General features: G+C 67.1%; 19 protein-coding genes. 11 read left to right on the top strand and 8 right to left on the bottom strand.

Annotated features, from left to right (window positions below; genetic code table 11):
- Nucleotides 1-86: 86 nt before the first annotated feature.
- From KOR34_RS19230 to KOR34_RS19240, 3 genes are all read right to left on the bottom strand, one after another.
- The gene (locus tag KOR34_RS19230; protein ID WP_146567197.1) at nt 87-1439 is read right to left on the bottom strand and encodes an MFS transporter; all 1353 of its coding nucleotides are present in this window, start codon (nt 1437-1439) and stop codon (nt 87-89) included.
- 59 nt (nt 1440-1498) lie between these two features.
- Nucleotides 1499-2047 (bottom strand): class IV adenylate cyclase, encoded by a 549-nt coding sequence (gene cyaB, locus KOR34_RS19235; RefSeq protein WP_146567199.1) that lies wholly within the window; start codon nt 2045-2047, stop codon nt 1499-1501.
- A 120-nt stretch (nt 2048-2167) separates the two neighbouring features.
- Complete coding sequence (locus tag KOR34_RS19240) at nt 2168-3586, bottom strand: UTP--glucose-1-phosphate uridylyltransferase (RefSeq protein WP_146567201.1); 1419 nt, start codon at nt 3584-3586, stop codon at nt 2168-2170.
- 252 nt (nt 3587-3838) lie between these two features.
- Here KOR34_RS19240 and metK point away from each other — a divergent pair, with 252 nt between their 5' ends.
- Both metK and ispF read left to right on the top strand, forming a co-directional pair.
- On the top strand, nt 3839-5062 hold the full coding sequence (gene metK, locus KOR34_RS19245) for a methionine adenosyltransferase (RefSeq protein ID WP_146567203.1): 1224 nt from the start codon (nt 3839-3841) through the stop codon (nt 5060-5062).
- A gap of 193 nt (nt 5063-5255) precedes the next feature.
- Nucleotides 5256-5753 carry a 2-C-methyl-D-erythritol 2,4-cyclodiphosphate synthase gene (gene ispF, locus KOR34_RS19250; RefSeq protein WP_146567205.1) on the top strand — a complete coding sequence of 166 codons (498 nt, stop codon included), beginning with the start codon at nt 5256-5258 and terminating at the stop codon, nt 5751-5753.
- A 74-nt stretch (nt 5754-5827) separates the two neighbouring features.
- Here the strand turns inward: ispF and KOR34_RS19255 are convergent, their stop codons facing one another.
- Nucleotides 5828-6160 (bottom strand): hypothetical protein, encoded by a 333-nt coding sequence (locus KOR34_RS19255; protein WP_146567207.1) that lies wholly within the window; start codon nt 6158-6160, stop codon nt 5828-5830.
- 160 nt (nt 6161-6320) lie between these two features.
- On the opposite strand from KOR34_RS19255, the gene cysS reads away from it, so the two are divergent.
- The 5 genes from cysS to ruvA all read left to right on the top strand — a co-directional run bounded on the left by cysS (nt 6321) and on the right by ruvA (nt 9715).
- Nucleotides 6321-8042, top strand: a complete 1722-nt coding sequence (gene cysS / locus KOR34_RS19260) for a cysteine--tRNA ligase (protein ID WP_146567209.1) — start codon at nt 6321-6323, stop codon at nt 8040-8042.
- 74 nt (nt 8043-8116) lie between these two features.
- A complete protein-coding gene (locus KOR34_RS19265) occupies nt 8117-8314 on the top strand; it encodes a type II toxin-antitoxin system HicB family antitoxin (protein ID WP_146567211.1) in 198 nt (65 codons plus the stop codon).
- Nucleotides 8315-8316: 2 nt separating this feature from the next.
- Entirely contained in the window at nt 8317-8529 is a 213-nt protein-coding gene (locus KOR34_RS19270; protein WP_146567213.1) for a type II toxin-antitoxin system HicA family toxin, read from the top strand.
- 6 nt (nt 8530-8535) lie between these two features.
- A complete protein-coding gene (ruvC, locus tag KOR34_RS19275; protein WP_146567215.1) occupies nt 8536-9072 on the top strand; it encodes a crossover junction endodeoxyribonuclease RuvC in 537 nt (178 codons plus the stop codon).
- A gap of 19 nt (nt 9073-9091) precedes the next feature.
- Nucleotides 9092-9715 (top strand): Holliday junction branch migration protein RuvA, encoded by a 624-nt coding sequence (gene ruvA / locus KOR34_RS19280; RefSeq protein ID WP_146567217.1) that lies wholly within the window; start codon nt 9092-9094, stop codon nt 9713-9715.
- A 47-nt stretch (nt 9716-9762) separates the two neighbouring features.
- Here the strand turns inward: ruvA and KOR34_RS19285 are convergent, their stop codons facing one another.
- Complete coding sequence (locus tag KOR34_RS19285; protein ID WP_146567219.1) at nt 9763-11256, bottom strand: hypothetical protein; 1494 nt, start codon at nt 11254-11256, stop codon at nt 9763-9765.
- A gap of 216 nt (nt 11257-11472) precedes the next feature.
- Between KOR34_RS19285 and KOR34_RS19290 the strand changes: the two genes are divergently transcribed.
- Entirely contained in the window at nt 11473-12039 is a 567-nt protein-coding gene (locus KOR34_RS19290; protein ID WP_146567221.1) for an REP-associated tyrosine transposase, read from the top strand.
- Nucleotides 12040-12167: 128 nt separating this feature from the next.
- On the opposite strand, the gene guaA is transcribed toward KOR34_RS19290, so the two are convergent.
- Nucleotides 12168-13736: a glutamine-hydrolyzing GMP synthase gene (guaA, locus tag KOR34_RS19295; protein WP_197531590.1), complete on the bottom strand. Its 1569-nt coding sequence runs from the start codon at nt 13734-13736 to the stop codon at nt 12168-12170.
- 601 nt (nt 13737-14337) lie between these two features.
- Here guaA and surE point away from each other — a divergent pair.
- From surE to KOR34_RS19310, 3 genes are all read left to right on the top strand, one after another.
- Nucleotides 14338-15144 (top strand): 5'/3'-nucleotidase SurE, encoded by an 807-nt coding sequence (gene surE, locus KOR34_RS19300; RefSeq protein WP_146567225.1) that lies wholly within the window; start codon nt 14338-14340, stop codon nt 15142-15144.
- Nucleotides 15145-15235: 91 nt separating this feature from the next.
- Entirely contained in the window at nt 15236-15751 is a 516-nt protein-coding gene (locus KOR34_RS19305; protein WP_146567227.1) for a hypothetical protein, read from the top strand.
- A gap of 97 nt (nt 15752-15848) precedes the next feature.
- Nucleotides 15849-16421 (top strand): hypothetical protein, encoded by a 573-nt coding sequence (locus KOR34_RS19310; protein WP_146567229.1) that lies wholly within the window; start codon nt 15849-15851, stop codon nt 16419-16421.
- A gap of 58 nt (nt 16422-16479) precedes the next feature.
- Here KOR34_RS19310 and KOR34_RS19315 read toward each other — a convergent pair whose 3' ends face one another.
- Nucleotides 16480-17025, bottom strand: a complete 546-nt coding sequence (locus KOR34_RS19315; RefSeq protein ID WP_146567231.1) for a hypothetical protein — start codon at nt 17023-17025, stop codon at nt 16480-16482.
- Nucleotides 17026-17119: 94 nt separating this feature from the next.
- On the bottom strand, nt 17120-18097 hold the full coding sequence (locus tag KOR34_RS19320; RefSeq protein WP_146567232.1) for a hypothetical protein: 978 nt from the start codon (nt 18095-18097) through the stop codon (nt 17120-17122).
- Nucleotides 18098-18683 lie beyond the last annotated feature (586 nt).

An 18683-nucleotide genomic window follows, 5' to 3' on the forward strand; every position in this document is an offset into this window, starting at 1 on the left:
CAAGCAGCGGCGGAACGGCAGTTTGGACACGGCTAGTTGGCTGGAAGGGCCGCTAGCAGGCGCACCACCAACCACCAACCACCAACCTACCCATGCCGCGGCTCGGGCAGCCGGAGCGTCTGGACGAACGCCAGCAGCAGCACCGCCAGCCCGCCAACGAACACCGGCGTCGCGCCGATGCGGCCCACCAGGTAGCCGACCAGCGGCGAGCCAACGATCACCGGCACGGCGATGCACATGCCGATCGCCGCCACGTACTGCGGGTGGTCGTCGTCGGGCGCGGCTTCGAGCGTGTAGTTCATCAGCAGCTTGATGGTGACCGGCATGAACCCGAGCGGCACGAACACCAGGAAGAAGTAGTCGCGGGACATCTCGTCCGACGCCTGCGCGAGCAGCACGGCCAGCAGCGGGCCGGTCGCCAAACCGAGCGTCGACCACCGCAGCGCCGCGCGGTTGCCCATCCAGTCGGCCAGCGGCCCGGCGATCAGGCTGAACAGCGCGGTGGCGGCGTTCTGGATGCAGACCCACAGCATGATCTTGCCGAGGTAGTTCAGCACGGTCGCGCCCTCCGGCCGCGGGTAGAGCGACTGGTAGTGCGGGAACAGCATGAAGTTGAAGCAGACCAGCGCCGAGAGGATTGCCACCGGGCGGGCCCGCGGGTCGTCGCGTACGACGCGCCACGCGTCGACAAACTTCTGCGCGGGCCTGGTGGGGGGCTCGGTCAGCCGGTCGGGCTCCTCGCGGGTGAACAGCAGCATGCAGCCCGATGCGAGGAACGCCACGGCCGTTACGCCGAACACCCAACCGAACCCGCCGTCGGGCATTGCCAGCCAGCCCGGCAGCAGGAGCCACGCGCTGGCCACCGCCAGCGGCGCGCCGACCACCACCGCGGCCGTGTACAGCCGGCCCCGCAGGTCGGCGCGGATCAGCTTGCCGTGCAGCGCGTGCATGCCCAGCTGGTTGATCCCGGTTAGGCAGAAGAACCACCCGTAGACCGCCAGGAACAGCCACGGCATCCAGGCCGCGACGCCGTCGCCGCTGCGCCACACGCCGGAGAACCACAGTCCTGACAGGAGCGCGAAGGGCGCCGCCATCAGCAGCGACGACCGCGCCACCATCCGCTTCTTGAACGGCGAGAGCTTCAAGGGCTGCGCGTAGAGCAGCGGCGGGATGCTGAACCCCAGCCGGTTGAGCACCGGCAGCAGGCCGATCATCACCGACGAGCCGCCGATCATGCTGAGGAACATCGGCATCACGATGCTCTCGGTCTTGAAGATCCAGCCGATCCGCAGCAGCACCTGGTGCAGCATCAGCCAGACGAAGTTCCGCGACTCGTACAGCTCGCGGTGCGACAGCTCGCTGAACTCCTCGTCCCCCGGCTCGTCGAACGGCTCGTACGGCTGCTCGTTGATCGGGAGTTCGTCGGCCAGGCGGGACATGCAGCGGCGGCGTTGGGGGCGGGGGGATCGATCGGTGGGGATGCGGACGCGCGGCCGGGCTACCGGTCGCGGCTCTCCAGCAGCATCCGCAGGTAGCTGCGGGGCTCCAGGTCGCTCAGACCCAGCGCGGCGGCCAGGCCCTGCACCGCCTGCTGGGCGGACGTGGGGTCGCCCAGTTCGGCGATCGCCTCGACCTCGACAAACGTGCCGACCCCCTCGACCTTGTCGAGCGTCACCTCTAGTTGTAGGCCGCTGTGCGTCAGGTGGTAAGCTTCGCGGTGCTTGCAAACCTCGGCGACCGCCGTGAAGCCGAGCAGCTCCAGCAGCTGCCGCTGCGGCTGGCCGGACTCGGCAAGCGGGAACTCCAGCTCGGGCCGCGTCTTGACGGTTTGATCGAGCTTGGCCCCCTTGTAGGTCACCACTGCCTGGTCGCCGGTTCGCCTGATCCGCAGCGCCTCGCCGGTCTGGGCGAAGTCCCGCGACGGGTGACGGAAGTACGTATCGCGTTGCTCAACCACGCCGGACGGCGACCCGCCCAGTTCGGCGATCCGCGTCCGCACGGCGTCGAGGTCGGCCACGCGGAACTTCTGTTCGACTTCGAGCTTCATCTTCGTGGGACTGCAGGAGTCGTCTTGGGATGTGCGATGGGGCGCCTCAACGCAGCAGGTCTCACGGCGCAACCCTGAACCGGCGTCGGCGAGGCCTCCTACAGCAGAACGGTTGCCGGGCTACCGCAGGTACGTTGGTCCGCTGACCTCGACACTCCCGGCCTTGGCCTTCGCCTCAACGCCCTCGGCGTCGAGCGCCCACAGCGGGCTGATCTCGACCTGCGCGTCGGCGGGCAGGTCAACGCCCGCCGCGGCCAGCCAGCCGCGGTGCTGCGCCATCATGAATCGCTGCACGTACTCCTCGGTGTCCTTCGGGGCGCCCGGGGCGTTCTTCAGGGGGGCGAACACCTCGGCCTCGGCGTACTCTACGACGATTGGGTTGGCCGCCTTGGGGAGCAGGTCGAAGATGAACTTCTCGAACTTCAGCGCGTTGTTCTCGCTCGGCTCGACCAGGGCGCCCGACTCGTCCACATGCGGCACCTTCTTGTTGGCGATATGGAACGGCAGCGAGTCCTTCATGCCGAGCATCCGCTCTAGGAACGCGACGCCGAACACGTGCACCGCGATGCTGCCCGCCCAGAACCGCAGGCCGCCGTCGGCGTCCCGCTGCTCGGCGACATCGTCGGGCATGTCGCTGTACTCGATGATGGTCATGGCGTCGTCGATCATCGCGAAGTTGCCCAGCTTCTCGCCGGGCGTCTCCTTGGCGACCGCCATGCTGGTCAGCTCCGACTCGGCCAGCAGGTGGTAGCCGATAAACTCGGCGTCGCCGATCGGCACGATCGGGTTGTCCACCTGCAGGTAGAACAGGTGCTTCACGCCGCGGCGGTTCATGTGGTCAATCGCGCCGCTCTTGGCGAGCGCAGACACCGTGCCGCCGTGCCCATCCGGGCTGAGGAACAGCGCGTCCTTCTCCGCCATCAGCAGCTTGCCGGTCGCCTTGTCGACGGCCGGCATCGTGCCTTGGCAGAACACCACGAGGTCGTCCTCGGCGAGGCCGAAGTTGTCGTTCGCCTTGAGGAACGCGAGCTGCTCGTCGTGCGTGACCGGGCTGGTCATCAGGTAGACGGGAAGGCTCTTGCCGTGGCGGTTGGCCAAAGCGATGGCCTTCTCCAGGTGGATCTGCAGCAGCGTCGCGTCGGACACCGGGCCGATCGGGTACATGCCCTTGGGGTGGTCGAACCCGAGCCGGCTCCCCTGCCCTCCGGCGACCAGCAGCACGCCCACCTCGCCGGCGTCCAGCGCCTGGCGGCCCCGCGCGCGGGCCTGCTCGGGTGTGACGCCGAGCCCCCCCGCCTGGCCCTGCTGGCGGTCCGCCAGCCGCATCGCCGGGGGCGGGTCCGCGGACTGAGCCAGCGCGTGCCAGTCGGGCTGCTCGGCGTCGCCGCTGTGGAGCTGGGCGATCAGCCCCGGGTCGATCTCTTCTAGCTGCAGGGCCAGCTGCTGGCGTCCGGCCTCGGGCAGCTCGTCCCAGAACTGCAGGACGTGTTGCTGGTTGAACGGGGCGAGCTTCGCCTTCAGGGATTCGAGGTCTGCCATGGCGGAACGGGCGTCTTGGTTGCGGGCCGGTCGGGTGGAAGAAAGGCCAGGAGGGCGGGTAGCGCCCCAGCATACCAGCCCGCGGCCGGCCCGCTCACCCCGGTGGCGGGCGGCGCCGCCAGGCCGCCAGACCCGCTCCGGACGGGTCCCCGGGCATTGAAGGGGCAAACTCAGGTTTTTATACTCCTGGATTGCAAGCCTCCCATTCAATCCCAGGGGGCAACCCGCGGCACGATCCTCAGGAGACTTCTCGTGGCATCCGGCAACTACCTGTTCACCAGCGAATCCGTCAGCATGGGCCACCCGGACAAGGTGTCCGACCAGATCTCCGACGCGATCGTCGACGACATCCTCGCCAACGACCCCAACCCGGGCGCCGCCCGCGTCGCGGTCGAGACCCTCTGCACCACGGGCCAGGTGGTGGTCGCCGGCGAGGTCCGCACCAGCCACTACGTCGACGTGCAGAAGGTCGTCCGCGACACGATCAAGAAGATCGGCTACACCGACCCCTCGATCGGCTTCAGCCACGACTGCGGCGTGCTCAACGCGATCCACGGCCAGAGCGAGGACATCGCCCAGGGCGTCGACGCCGAGACCAGCCTCAGCAGCGAGCAGGGCGCCGGCGACCAGGGCCTGATGTTCGGCTACGCGTGCAACGAGACCGACGTGCTCATGCCGCTGCCGATCCACATCTCGCACCGCATCGTTGAGAAACTGGCCGAGCTGCGTCAATCCGGCGAGCTGCCCTGGCTGCGTCCTGACAGCAAGAGCCAGGTCACGGTTGAGTACGGCCCGGACAACAAGCCGATCCGCATCGACACGGTGGTCGTGAGCACCCAGCACGACGAGTCGATCCTGGCCGACTGCGGCAAGGTGATCACCGAGGCGGCCAAGCAGGAGATCATCGAGAAGGCGATCAAGCCCTGCCTGCCCGCCGAGTACGTCAACGGCGACATCACCTACCACATCAACCCGACCGGCAAGTTTGTGATCGGCGGCCCGCACGGCGACACCGGCCTGACCGGCCGCAAGATCATCGTGGACACCTACGGCGGCCGCGGCCGCCACGGCGGCGGCGCCTTCAGCGGCAAGGACCCCTCGAAGGTCGACCGCTCGGCCGCCTATATGGCCCGCTACATCGCCAAGAACCTGGTCGCCGCCGGCCTGGCCGACGAGGTCGAGGTGCAGCTGGCCTACGCGATCGGCGTCGCCGAGCCGGTGAGCGTCAACGCCAACACCTTCGGCACCGGCAAGGTCGACGAGGGCGTGCTGGTAGACCTGATCCGCGAGAACTTCTCGCTCACCCCCGGCGGCCTGATCAAGGAGCTCGGCCTGACCAAGCCGGTCATGTCGGCCACCGCCGCCCACGGCCACTTTGGCCGCGAGCCCGGCCCCAACGGCGAGTTCAGCTGGGAGAAGACCGACAAGGCCGAGGCCCTGGCCAAGGCCGCCGAGGCCGCCGCCGTCAGCAGTTAGACGATAAGTGCGAACCACCAAGGCACAAAGGGCACGAAGCCTCAGGTTTCGTGCCCTTCCTTTTTGACCAACCGAATGGAGTGGGAACACTCTTGTCAGAGCAAATCACCGCCCAACGTGTCGACGGCAAGCGAGTTGGTGGTGATTAGCGCCTACTAGTGTTCCCCTAACCTGCCTATCAAGCGGTATCAGCATGAGCAGTCTAAGGATTGGACTAGGTGAAGACACCCACCGCCTGGAGCCCGGCGGGCCACTGCGGCTGGGCGGGATCGACGTGCCGCACGACCGCCAGGCGGTTGGCCACAGCGACGCCGACGTGCTGCTGCACGCGGTGACCGACGCGTTGTTGGGCGCCGCCGGCCTGCCGGACATCGGGGAGCTGTTCCCCAATACCGACGAGGCCAACCGCGGCCGCGACTCGAAAGACTTCCTCCGCGAGGCCTACCGCCGCGTTCAGGAGGCCGGTTACCAGCTGGTGAACCTGGACTGCGTCATCGCCGCCCAGCGGCCCAAGCTGTTCCCCTACAAGGACGGAATGCGGCACGCCATCGCCGGCGTGCTGGGCGTGTCCGTCGGGCAGATCGGCATCAAGGCCAAGACCGGCGAGTCCGTCGGACCGGTCGGCAGAGAAGAAGCGATCGAAGCCCGCTGCGTGGCATTGGTGAGCGCCAAGGCAGCAGGCAGGGAGTAGGGAAGGGAGCGTCGCGGCTCCGCCGCGCGTAGTGGCGCCCAAGGGTACGGTTGCCATGGCCTTTGGCCAAACCTCTACTCGAAGTCGAACCGCATCCCGCCCGAGATCTTCGCCACGACGTTGTACAGGAACGCCATCAGCAGCCCACCGATAAACCCGCCGACGCCGTACATCAGCAGCATTATGATCGCCATACCGATCCCCAAGCCAATCTGAGTAGCGTCACCACTCACTACCGACGCCAGGATGAAGAAGGGGACAACAACAAGCCCCAAGAGCAGATACAACGCCCCCAGCACCTTGCCGGCCTGCAGCGGGTCGATGTGCTTGAGCGTCATAGTCGCACGACCGGGCGTCTGGTAGCCGCCGCCGTCGGTGATCGGCGACTCGAACGGGTTGCTGCTCATCGCGGTATCCTGCGTTGAAGTGCTAGCGGTAGATCCGTCGGGCGGCGAGGAGGGCAAGCGACCTTCCCAAAATCGCCCTGATCGGAGTAACTTACCGGAATCGCCCAGCACCCCGAACAGCAGTTCCGGATCCCAACACCCGAAATCCGCCCCGCTACCCATGCCCGCGCACCCTACCCTGCAGATCTACAACACGCTGTCGAAGAAGAAGGAGCCGTTCGAGACCGTCCAGGAGGGCAAGGTCGGCATCTACCTGTGCGGGCCCACGGTGTACGCCGAGGCCCACATCGGTCACCTGGTCGGGCCGGTGATCTTCGACTGCATCACGCGGCACCTCAAGTACAGCGGTTACGACGTCAACTGGGTGGTCAACATCACCGACGTCGACGACAAGCTAATCAACAAAGCCAACGAGCGCGGCATCACCATGCTCGAGGTGGCCGAAGAGAACATCAAGGACTACGAGGGCAACCTGGCCGCGCTGGGCGTAGACCAGATCAGCTCGTTCCCCCGCGCCACCGAGTGCATGGGCGACATCATCCAGTTCGTCGCGGACCTGGTCGAGAAGGGCTACGCGTACGAGTCCGAGGGCGACGTCTACTTCGACGTCGGCAAGGACCGCGAGTACGGCAAGCTCTCCAACCGCTCGGTCGAGGCCATGCAGGGCGACGGCGGCGGCCAGGCGGCCCGCAAGAAGTCCGCCGCCGACTTCGCGCTCTGGAAGTCCGCCAAGCCGGGCGAGCCGAGCTGGGAGTCGCCCTGGGGCGAGGGCCGGCCGGGCTGGCACATCGAGTGCAGCGCGATGAGCAAGAAGATCCTCGGCGAGACCTTCGACATCCACGGCGGCGGCCTGGACCTAGTGTTCCCGCACCACGAGAACGAGGTCGCGCAGAGCGAGTGCTGCCACGGCAAGCCGATGGTCAAGTACTGGGCCCACAACGGCCTGCTGCGCAAGGACTCGGCCGCCGGCAAGATCGGCGGCAAGAGCGACCGCCAAGAGCCCGGAGCGTCCGCCCCCGAAGCCGACGCCGGCGGCAAGATGAGCCGCAGCAAGGGCGCCGGCGGCCTGGCCGACCTCATCAAGAAGCAGGGGGGCGAGCGGATCCGCTTCTTCCTGCTCCGCACCCACTACCGCAGCACCGTGCTGTTCAGCGAGCCCGCCATCGAACAGGCCGCCAAGGGCCTGGAGACCTTCTACCGGCTGTTCAAGCGGTTCACGCGGATCAGCGGCGGCGACTTCTACGCGCTCACCGCGCCGACCAGCCGCGGCGCGAGCAGCATCGACCTGGGCGACAACGAGACCCTCGCCAAGGCGAAGGAGCTGAAGGAGAAGTTCCTGTCCGCCATGGACGACGACTTCAACACCGGCGGCGCGATCGCCGAGCTGTTTGAGCTCTCCACGCTGGCCAACAAGTTCTGCGACCAGCAGAAGATGGAAGAAGGCTCGCCCAACCCGGCCGACACCGCGGTGCTCGACCTGCTGATGGAGACCATCAAGGAGCTCAGCGCGATCCTCGGCATCTTCCAGCAGCCCCCGGCGGACGCCGGCGGTTCCGGCAACGAGCTGCTCGGCAAGGTTATGCAGCTGGTCATCGACCTCCGCGCCGAGAGCCGCGCCGCCAAGAACTTTGCCGTGGCCGACGCCATCCGCGACGGCCTGACCCCCACCGGCATCACGCTGGAGGACCGCGCCGGCGGCACCGAGTGGACCGGCGGCGCCGACGGTGCCCTGGACGGCGTGATGCAGATGCTGATCGACCTCCGCGCCACGGCCCGCAAGAACAAGGACTTCGCTACGGGCGATGCGGTCCGCGACCGGCTGAAGGACGCCGGCGTGACGCTCGAGGACCGCGCAGGCGGGACGGAATGGACCGCGGGGTAAGAACTTCCTCACGACCGCGCCCGTCAGGCGGTGAACAACTGGCTTTGCGTCTCCCCACTACGAAAGGCAGCCCCATGCGGTACAAGATCTCGCTGGAGAAGTCGGACGAAGGGTATGCCGCGTCCGTGCTCGGACTACCTGGGTGCCACTCGCAGGGCGCTACTGAGGCAGAAGCAATCGCCAACGTTCAGGATGCGATCCGGGAGTACCTCGAGGTGCAGCGTGAGCTGTGGGTGGACAAGGACACCCGCGAAGTGGAAGTCGAGGCCTAGGCGTGCCGAAGCTCCCCGGGGTTAACCATAAAGACGCCATACGCGCACTAGAGAAGGCCGACTTCGTTGTTGCTCGTGAAGGCAAACACACCGTCATGACAAACGGCGAGCGGATCCTCACCATCCCGCGCCACAACCCGATCAACGCGATCACGATGGGCGCAATAGTGCGTGACGCCGGGCTTAAGATCGAAGAGTTTCGCAAGCTGATTTAGTTCCCCATGCGTATCCTCGGCATCGACCCCGGACTCAACACCACCGGCTACGGCGTGATCGACGCCCAGGGGCGGGACCTGACGCTCGTCGAGGCGGGCGTGGTGCGGGGGACCTCGGGCAAGTCGCTCGCGCACCGCGTGGGCGAGATCTACGCCGGCGTGGCCGAGGTGGTTGAAGCCCTCAAGCCCGACGCGCTGTCGCTCGAGGAGCTCTACTCCCACTACGAGCGGCCCAAGACCGCTATCCTGATGGGCCACGCACGGGGCGTGATCGTGCTGGCCGCCACGCAGGCCGGCGTGCCGGTGGCGCACTACGCGGCCACACAGATCAAGAAGACCCTCACCGGCAACGGCCGCGCGCCTAAGGCGCAGATGCAGCAGGCCGTGCAGGCCGAGCTCCGCCTGACCGCCGCCCCCGACCCGCCCGACGTGGCCGACGCGCTGGCCATCGCCATGACGCACTGGTACCTGGGCTGTCGGCCTTCGGCTATCGGCTCTCGGCAAGATTGCGTAGATTCCAAGCCGACCGCCGACGGACAATAGCCAACAGCCGATAGCCCCTATGATCACCAAAGTCACCGGCCGCGTTGTTTCCCTCTCGACCGACTTCTGCACGCTGGCCATCGGCCCGTACGAGCGGCAGGTGCTGATCCCCGAGTTCGCCCGCCGCAGCCTGCAGTCGAAGGTCGGCCAGGAGGTGGACCTGCACACCATCGAGTACCTCGAGGGGAACCCGATGCAGGGCCGCATGACGCCCCGCATGATCGGCTTCCTCAACCCGGTGGAGCGTGAGTTCTTCGAGATGTTCTGCCAGGTGGACGGCGTCGGCGTGAAGAAGGCGCTCCGCGCGATGGTCCGCCCGGTCGCCGAGCTCGCCACCGAGATCGAGGAGCAGGACGTCAAAGGCCTCAGCACCCTGCCCGGCATCGGCCCCGCCACCGCCGAGCGGGTGGTCGCCAAGCTGCGCCGCAAGGCGGCCAAGTTCGCGCTCTTGGTCGGGCGCGACCTGCCCACCGGCGGCGACATCGAGCAGGACCTGGCCGCCGAGGTGTTCGAGATCCTCCGCACGCTGGGCCACAGCGAAGCGGACGCCAAACGCCTGCTGGACGAGGCCGTCAGCCGCAAGAAGAAGTACAAGGACGTCGAGGCCCTGCTCCACGCGGTTTATGAGCAGCGGAACGGGTAGCGGTTGGTGGGTGGTTGTTGGTGTGTGGTGGGTGGTTGGACCGACGGCTACTCTTCGCCAGCGTCGAACCACGATGGCAGCGTGATGTCGCCGGCCTGGTGGGGCCAGCCTACCCACCGGCGCACCCGCTTGGGTGGTTTGCCCGCGTCGTCCCGACCGTTGTCGCCGACGCTGTACAGCAGATACCCGTCGGCCGTGCGGCGGTACCTGAGGGGATCGCCCACAGGCGAGCAGGGGTCGATCGGCGCCTCGGGGAGCAGGTTGGGAACCAGCTCAGCAATACCTTCGGGCCACTCGCCATGCTCGGCCTGGTACGCGTGCAGCGCGAACTCGACCTGGAACAGCCGCAGCATCGCCCGGCTGTCCGCGTAGTAGCTCTCCTGGAAGGCGACGTCCACAACCGAGTGGTGGCGGTCCCAGCGGCAGAGGATCTCGCGCAACCGCCGGTGCCAGTTCGTACGCTGGTGCACGTCGATGATGCTCTGCCAGCGGTAGGAGTCGTACGGCTGGATCCCCCCCTCGATGGCCCGCAACCGCTTGCTTACGCGGGCCAGGTCCTCGACCGGCAGCGTCGCGCGGAGCGGGTACAGAGCCTCTAGCTGTGGGTACAAGCCCTTCATTGAGTTCACATAGTCGTGCTGCGTCCCGCCCCGGGCGTCGTCGACCTGCGTCTGCAGGACCATGAGCGGGTGGAGCGCCTCGACAGGAAGATCAGAAGGCGGCGGCTCGAACGCAACGGGCGGCGGCGTTGATCGCCACGGCAGCAGCCACTGCGCGCCGACCCACACCGGCGGCGCGACAATGGCGGCGATCACTGCCAGCAGCGCGAGCTTCGCGTGGCGGTTCCGCGGCGCGACCGGGCGCTGCGCCGCGCGTGCCAGCCCCACGGCGGCCGCCGTGAGCAGCGTCACCGCGATGCAGACCGGCGTCCACACCGCGCGGAGGTAGCGTTCCGACCCGGGCTCGTACCGTTCGGGAGAGAGGAACACCTGGAACTGGGGCTGGGGCCAGACGCCGTGCCGCAGCGAGGTGGTGAACTCGTCCAGCTGCACGAGCGTCAGCGACAGCAGCAGCGCTGCCAGGCAGCCCAGCAGCGTCCGCCGCAGCGGGGTCGACCAGCCCTCCACCGCCATCCACGCCCCGACCAGCGTGCACAGGCCGCCGACCAGGCCGATCAGCGCGAAGTCGCCCCACGCCTGGTAGTGCGTGAACTCGAGCCGCGCGCCCATGGCGGCCGCCACGGCCACCGCCGCGGTGAGCGTCAGCAGCCCGCCCATCGAGAACGCCCACAGCGGGCGGGGGTCGGCGTCCGCCCGGTGGAACCACCACCGCCCCAGCCACACGCCGGCCCCGACGGTCGCGCCCAGCACGTAGCAGCCGACAAACACCTCGTCGGCCTCGACCGCCAGCGGCGGGGCGATGATCGCCAGGAACGCCAGCCACCGCAGCATGGCCCACCGCCCGGCCCCCGCGGCCCACAACGCCACCAGCCCCACGCAGCCGAGCGTGGTCGCCAGCAGCACGCCAAGGGTGTAGGTCATGCTGACCATGGGTTGGTTACGCTGGGGCGGAAGATAAGTTCAGTGGCGGCGTAAATCAAACCCCTTGGGTGCCGGGGGCGCTCCGCGACAGCGGAAGTCCCCGCTGCCGCAGGACCGGGGCACGCTAATCTCGGGGGCTTCCCTTCGGGAGCGCCCCGGCGCCCCAACGCAAAAAGGAAATTGGAATCGCTAGACCTCGCTGTCTACACTCCAGTAATGCAGCGTCACGGTCCGCACCGCAAGTCGTTCAATCTTCCTGGGCACGCCCACGAACTCACGTTCTCTTGCTTCCAGCGATTCCAACTCCTGTCAAAGCCGCGGACCTGCGAGTGGCTGGCCGAATCGATCGAGCACGCACGCAGCAGACTCAATTACGATCTCTGGGCCTTTGTGTTCTTGCCCGAGCACGTACATCTGGTTGTCCATCCCCGAGAGCCTGATTACTCGGTTTCCGATTTTCTAGAACTAGTCAAGCAACCGACGTCTCGCAAAGCGTTGGCGTTCGTCAGATCGAACGCCCCCGAGTGGGTCCCACGTTTGCAGCAGCGTCGCGGCAGTCGCATCGAAAGTCACTTCTGGCTTCCCGGCGGCGGCTACGACCGCAACATCAGCGAGCCTTCAACTCTTGAGAAGATGATCGAATACACGCACATGAATCCCGTTCGTCGGGGACTTGTCGAGAAAACGAGGGATTGGAAGTGGTCAAGCGCAGGGTGGTACGAAGGGCTAGAGCCAAACCGCTTGAAGCCTGACGCCATCTCACCCGAGTGGCTCGTGGAATAGCAGTACAAGGGGGTGCCGGGGGCGCTCCGCGACAGCGGAAGCCCCCGACTTTCTGCAAGCCGCGGCAGGTACCTCGTCGGGGGCTTCCCTAACGGGAGCGCCCCCGGCACCCGGCGTGACCCTTCGGCCTACTCCCACTCGATCGTGGCCGGCGGCTTGCTGCTGATGTCGTACACCACGCGGTTGACGCCCTTCACCTCGTTGATGATGCGGGTGCTGATGCGGGCCAACAGGTCGTGGGGCAGGTGGCTCCAGTCGGCGGTCATGAAGTCGTCGGTGTTGACGCACCGCACGGCGACCGTGTTGTCGTAGGTGCGGGAGTCGCCCATCACGCCCACGCTCTGCACCGGCAGCAGCACGGCAAACGCCTGGCTGGTGGCGCGGTACAGGCCGGCGGCCTTGATCTCGCCGACCACGATCGCGTCGGCCTCGCGCAGCACGGCCAGCTTCTCCTTGGTCACCTCGCCCAGGCAGCGGACCGCCAGGCCGGGGCCGGGGAACGGGTGCCGCCAGACGATCTCCTCCGGCAGGTCGAGCTGCAGGCCGAGCTGACGCACCTCGTCCTTGAACAGGTCGCGGAGCGGCTCGACCAGCTCGAAGCCCAGCTCCTCCGGCAGGCCGCCCACGTTGTGGTGCAGCTTGATGGTGTCGGCCGGGCCGTCCTTGGCGGCGCCGCTCTCGATCACGTCCGGGTACAGGGTGCCCTGGGCCAGGTACTTCGCGCCCTCGATTTTGTCGGCCTCGGCCTTGAAGCAGTCGATGAAGGTCTTGCCGATGCGGCGGCGTTTCTCCTGCGGGTCGACCACGCCGGCCAGCTGCTCGAGGAACAGGTCCTCGGCCTTGACCACGTGCAGGTCGGCCTTGAAGTGGTTGGTGAACTCGTCGACGATCGCCCGCTCCTCGTCCTTGCGCAAGAGGCCGTTGTCGACCAGGATGCAGGAGAGCTGCGTGCCGATCGCGCGGGCCAGCAGCGCCGCCACCACGGCCGAGTCGACGCCGCCCGACAGCCCGCAGATCACGCGGTCGTCGCCCACCCGCTCGCGGACCTGGCGGATGGTCTCGTCGGCGAAGTCGGCCAGCCGCCACAGGCCGGAGGTCTTGCAGACCTTCTGCAGGAAGTTGGTCAGCACCTGCTTGCCCTCGACGGTGTGGGTCACCTCGGGGTGGAACTGCAGGCCAAACACCGGCAGCTTCTTGTGCCGCACGGCGGCGAACGGGCAGGTGGAGGTCTTGGCCAACGGCTCCCAGTCCTCGGCGATCGCCGCGACCTGGTCGCCGTGGCTCATCCAGACCTCGGTCTGCGTCTGGACGCCGTCGAACAGGTCGGTGGGGTCGGTCACCTCGCAGTGGGCGCGGCCGTACTCGCGGCTGGACGCGTTCTGCACCTCGCCGCCCAGCGCCTGGCAGGCGAGCTGCATGCCGTAGCAGATGCCGAGCACGGGGATGCCGAGCTTGAACAGCTCGGGGTCGCACTGCGGCGCGTTCTCGGCGTACACGCTGCTGGGGCCGCCCGACAGGATGATGCCGGCCGGGGCCAGCTCCTTGAGCCGCGCGGCCGTGATGTCGTGCCGCACGATCTCGCAGTAGACGTGCGCCTCGCGGACCCGCCGGGCGATGAGCTGGGCGTACTGGCTGCCAAAGTCGAGCACCAGCACGCGTTCTTCGGCGACGCCAGCGGCGGCGGGGAGGTCGGTCATAGCGGTAGTGGAGTCCACGGACATAGGTCGCCCTCGCTTTATCCCTTCCGATGTCGGGGCCGCTTGGTCGAAGGGGCCCCGCGTTTGAGGGGGTCGTTCGCCTGAGGGAAAGCCCGGTATTGTAGCAGGCTTCCGGGCGGGTCGAAATGAGCGGAATCCAGGGGGATTTCGGTAGAAACCGGCCACCCCCCGCGGTCCAATGAGGGATGGCCGTAGTCGCTCAAGCGCCGCGATGCGCGGCCCTGAGCAACCTCCGCCCGCAGTCGTGGGTTTGGTTGTGGCCACCCGTGCGCGAAGCACCCCAGCAACAACACGCTACCCACCACCCGCCACCCACCAGCCACCAAACGACTTTTGTCCCTATCGGCGACCCCAGGTGGACAAAAGTCGGCCGAAGACGAGCAGGCCAAAGTGCGTCGACCCTACAAAACAAGACAAAAACGCAAACGCGGGCTCGGAATGAGGCCCGACTTTTGTCCCTAAAAATCGATGCGCCAGAAGTGGACAAAAGTCCGCTTCGCCGCGCGGCTCGATCGTGTTGCTGGCTCGCGGAGCGCGTTATCATGCGCCTTTGAACGGATTCCCCCCCGCCGAGCCCGCCATGAAGATCCTGCTGACCAACGACGACGGTATCTACGCCCCCGGCCTGGCCGCGATGCGGTCCGCGCTCGAGGAGTTGGGCGAGGTGTGCGTCGTGGCGCCGGCGATCGAGCAGAGCGGCGTCGGGCACAGCATCACCTTCCTGACCCCCCTGATGGCGAAGGAGGTCTACGCCGACCACTCGGGCGACGCCGAGAGCCGGCTGGGCTGGGCCGTCGAGGGGAGCCCGGCAGACTGCGTGAAGCTGGCGCTCGGCAAGCTCTGCCCCTGGAAGCCGGACCTGGTGGTGAGCGGCATCAACGGGGGGCTGAACGTGGGGGTCAACGTGCTTTACTCCGGCACCGTGGCCGCGGCCACCGAGGCCGCCATGTACGACCTGCCGTCGATCGCCGTGAGCCTGGAGTACGACGAGCACGCCCGATTCCACGCGGCGGCCCGGCTGGCGAGGCGGGTAATCAGCATGATGCTCAAACGCAACGCGTGGGCGGACCACGCGTTGTACAACCTCAACATCCCGACCGCCGCAACGCAGGATTCCTCGGGAAAAGAGGCCCCGGCGCCCGAGTTGCAAATCACTGGCATGAACACCCACCGCTGGCCGGCCGAGTTCGAGGCCCGGCTGGACCCCAAAAACCGCCACTACTACTGGACCACCGGCACGCTGCCCACGCCGGGGCCCGACGAGGACTCCGACCTGGCCGGCATCCGCAACCACCGGCTCACGCTCACCCCGCTGACCATCGACCGCACCCAGCACGACAAGCTCGCCGAGATGCAGGCGTGGAACCTCGACCTGAACAACCAGTAGCCGTGTCGGCCGGAACAGGACAGACAACGATTCACCGCAGACAGCGCACCAAGTGAGGCCCCCCATTACCGACCAACCAACGAGGCCCGACATGGATCGCTTTATCCGCATCACCGCCCTGGCCGTGGCCGGCTTCACGCTCGTGTGGATGGCCGGCTGCGGCGAGCCCGTCGACGTGCAGGCCGTGCAGCAGCAGAAGCAGCAGGCGGCCGTGGACGAGCAGGCCGAGTGGGAAGCCAAGCTGGCCGAAGGGCCGACGCCGATTGTTCCGGAGGATTTCGTTAATGTCGAACGGAAAGAGGACGTGAACGTGGTGCGGGGCGCCACGTCACAAGCCTTCCTTCGTTCTGAGGGGCTGATCCACTTGGGGAACATGCAGCACCAGATCGATCTCCAACTCCTTAATGACGGCCGACCCAAATCAAACGAGGACTTTCATCAGCTCATTAACGAATGGGGACTTCCGAAGCCAAAGCTCAAGGAGCCATACGAGCTGTACTTCGACATCGACTCCGCAAAAGTCTTAAAACGCCCCAAACCAGACGCTTCTCAGGCCCCCGAAGAGGCCAGTGCTCAGGACTCAGACGCGAAACTCGACTCTGAGTAATTAAACTGGAAGCTAACCCCACCCGCACCCCATGCTCCCTGCGGGAGCCACGAGCAGGAGGCTCATCCCCACAAGAACTCTTCTCCCCATAGCTCTTATGAAGTTCCTCCCCCTCGCCACCCACCCGGCCGCCAGCCTGACGCTGCTGCTCTTGCTGGCGGCGGCCGCCCCGGCCGAGACCTCCAGCTGGGTCTTCCAGCCGAGCACCTACTCGCACGACCCGGCCACCGGCGCCCGCGTGGCCCAGTACCAGCCGCTGCCCGCGGTGGAGCCGTTGGAGGACCCGCGGCAGATCACCAGCCGCTACCGCCGCTCGCGGACCACGATCCGTGGCGGGGACGGCTCGGTCGACACCACCTACGAGGTGCAGAGCTACGGCAACGACCGCGGCGGCCTGGACGCCCAGTGGGAACGCTTTCACGACGCCTGGCGGCAGTCGACCCTGACCGGCAGCTACTACAACCGCACGCCGGCCTACCCCTACGGCCAGGGCTATGGCTACCCGGGCTACGGCTACCCTGGGTATGGGCCCGGCTACGGGCCGGGCCATGGCGGGGGCTACTACCCTCCGGTATACGGGCCTGGATACCCCGACCCGGGGCACGGGCATCCGGGGCACGGGCATCGTCCGGGGCCGGGCCACCCGGGTCATGGGGGGCCGGGGCGGTAGCGCGGCAAGCCGCGACGCTTCATGGCCAACGACTACCCGAGAGTGGTCCCGTCGGCGGCTACAGCCGCGCGGCGTCGGCCCGCCAGTTCTTGGTGGCGGAGTAGTCAGTGATGACCCAGTCGTCGCCCCGTTTGCGGAGCATGAGCGTGACGTCGTCGAAGTAGGGCGCCTTCACGCCCGACTGGCGGTGCGTGACGTTCACCGCGAACTTGAAGGTGGCGGTCGCCTCGGGGTTGGGCTGGTCGGCGTCGATGAGGACCTCGATCTCGCCGTTGGCGCCCGCCTTGTGTATGAGGAACTTTGGCATCAGCGCTTCGGCGTCGGCGTAGATGGATGCGGAGTTCGTGTCGACCATCGCGAGCACGCCGGGCAGGTCGTTAGCCTCGGCCCGGTCGAGCAGCGTGAGCAGGGTCGCCTGCACCTCTTCGCGGGGCGTGACGATTAGCCGCTCGGCGAGCAGGCCCAACCCGGTCAGAACCGCCACCGCCAGCATCGCGCCCAGCGCCGCCCCGCGGCGGGTGTGCACGTAGGCGATGCCGGTCATGGTCAGCAGGATCGCGCCCAACACCCAGACGGGCGTCGCGTTTTCGGCAAAGTACTGCACGGCAATCATCCACAGAAGAGGAACAGAAGAGCAACGGCGCCGACGCCCCCATGTTCGTGCGGCGCGGCCGGCCCTATTGCGACCGCCCGGCCGGTCACGGCTTCTTCAGGTCCCAGGCGGTGAGCCAGGTGATCTGCTCGGGCTGCAGCTTGAAGTCCTTCACCAGCCGCTCGTGCATGTCGGCCAGGTGCCCGGCGCCGTAGAACACACCGATGTTGCGGGTCCCCTGGTCGAGTTGCTGACGCAGCACAGCGAGGGCCTTCTTGTTGCGTTCGGTGATGATCGTGGAACCGTCCTCCCCGCCGAACGAGCTGAGCAGTCCTTCCATCTGGTGGAACTGCTTGGCCATGACGATCTTCAGCCGGCGGGCGCGGTCCTTGGCGAACAGCGCCACCAGAATCTCGGCGTCGGCCGACTCGCCCTGGGCCTGTTGCTCGCTCTGCGCGGCAATCGACTGGCCCATCATCCGCATGAACATCTGCACCACGCCCTCGTTGCGGTCCTCCATGGTCTTGAAGAACTCCTCGGGCGACATGTCCGCGTGCACGAAGTTGGGCCGCGTGTAGTCGACCTTCTCGAGCTGGTGCTCGAGCTCCAGGATCGACTTCATGCCGCCCTGAATGGCGCCCAACGGGTGGCGGGTGTCGGCGCGGGTTCCCTTCTCAATCACCGTGCCCTGGGGCGCGACCAGTTCGTAGAGCAGCGCGTCGTACGCGGTGAAGCGGCGGTTGAGGTCGGCGTAATAGGCGGCGTCACCGACGTGCACGGCGCCTACCAGGTCAACGTTCACCGGCCGACCCTTCCAGGCGCCGGTGTAGCGGACAACGGCCGTCTGCAACGCGACTGGCTGGTCGTCCGCGTCGCGGAGCAGCCGGACCCACTTCTCGCCGAGCTGGGGTGGCTCTGCCGCGGCGTTGGGCGGCTGCGCCGCGGGCGGGTTTTCGGTCGGGGCCGTCTGGGCGGCCAACAGCTGAGGGGCGAGGAGCACGGCCGCCACGCCGCCGGCGAGCACGTAGAGGTCGCGGAGCAGCCGGCCAATGGCCTGCTGTGGGCGTTCAGAACGGTGGCGCACGGGCTTTCTCGCTGGGGGTTCCTCGGTGGCGAAATGAGCGGTCGCCCCGCCCTATCCAGAAACCTACGCCCCGACGCCGCCGGCGGCAATGCAGCCCATTGGCCCCCCGATTTGGGGAAAAGGGTCGACTGGGTGAGATATCCTGCGGCGACGCGTATGCCAGGGGACATGCGAACACGGCCTTTTTCGCGACAATGGTCCTGATTTACAGGAAAAAACCGGATTTTCCAGGATAGAAACTTGCAGTCCGCTTCTTGTTTCTTTAACATTCGTATTGTCGATAGCTCAACGCTCGACGCCCGGCTCCCGCAGGTCTCTGCCCCACCTGCGGGGGCTTTTTTCACGCGCTCACCGAAATCAAGCCGTTCTGTTCCCACCGTTTGGCAGGGCTGATTTCGTTTCTACTACTGCCCGCTTGGCAGGCCGTTTGCTGCCAGGACGCCCCGCTCGCCGCACAAGAACCCGCGGCTGGGCTGCGTCTGCCTGGGGGCGACGCCCCTGGGGCTCGGTGACTCTCTTCTTGCGGTGGCATTGCTAGCTGGCAGGACCCGGATTTTCGTCAGGGTTTACCAGAGTTGTTCAACTG

Source organism: Posidoniimonas corsicana (assembly GCF_007859765.1).
Lineage (GTDB): Bacteria > Planctomycetota > Planctomycetia > Pirellulales > Lacipirellulaceae > Posidoniimonas > Posidoniimonas corsicana.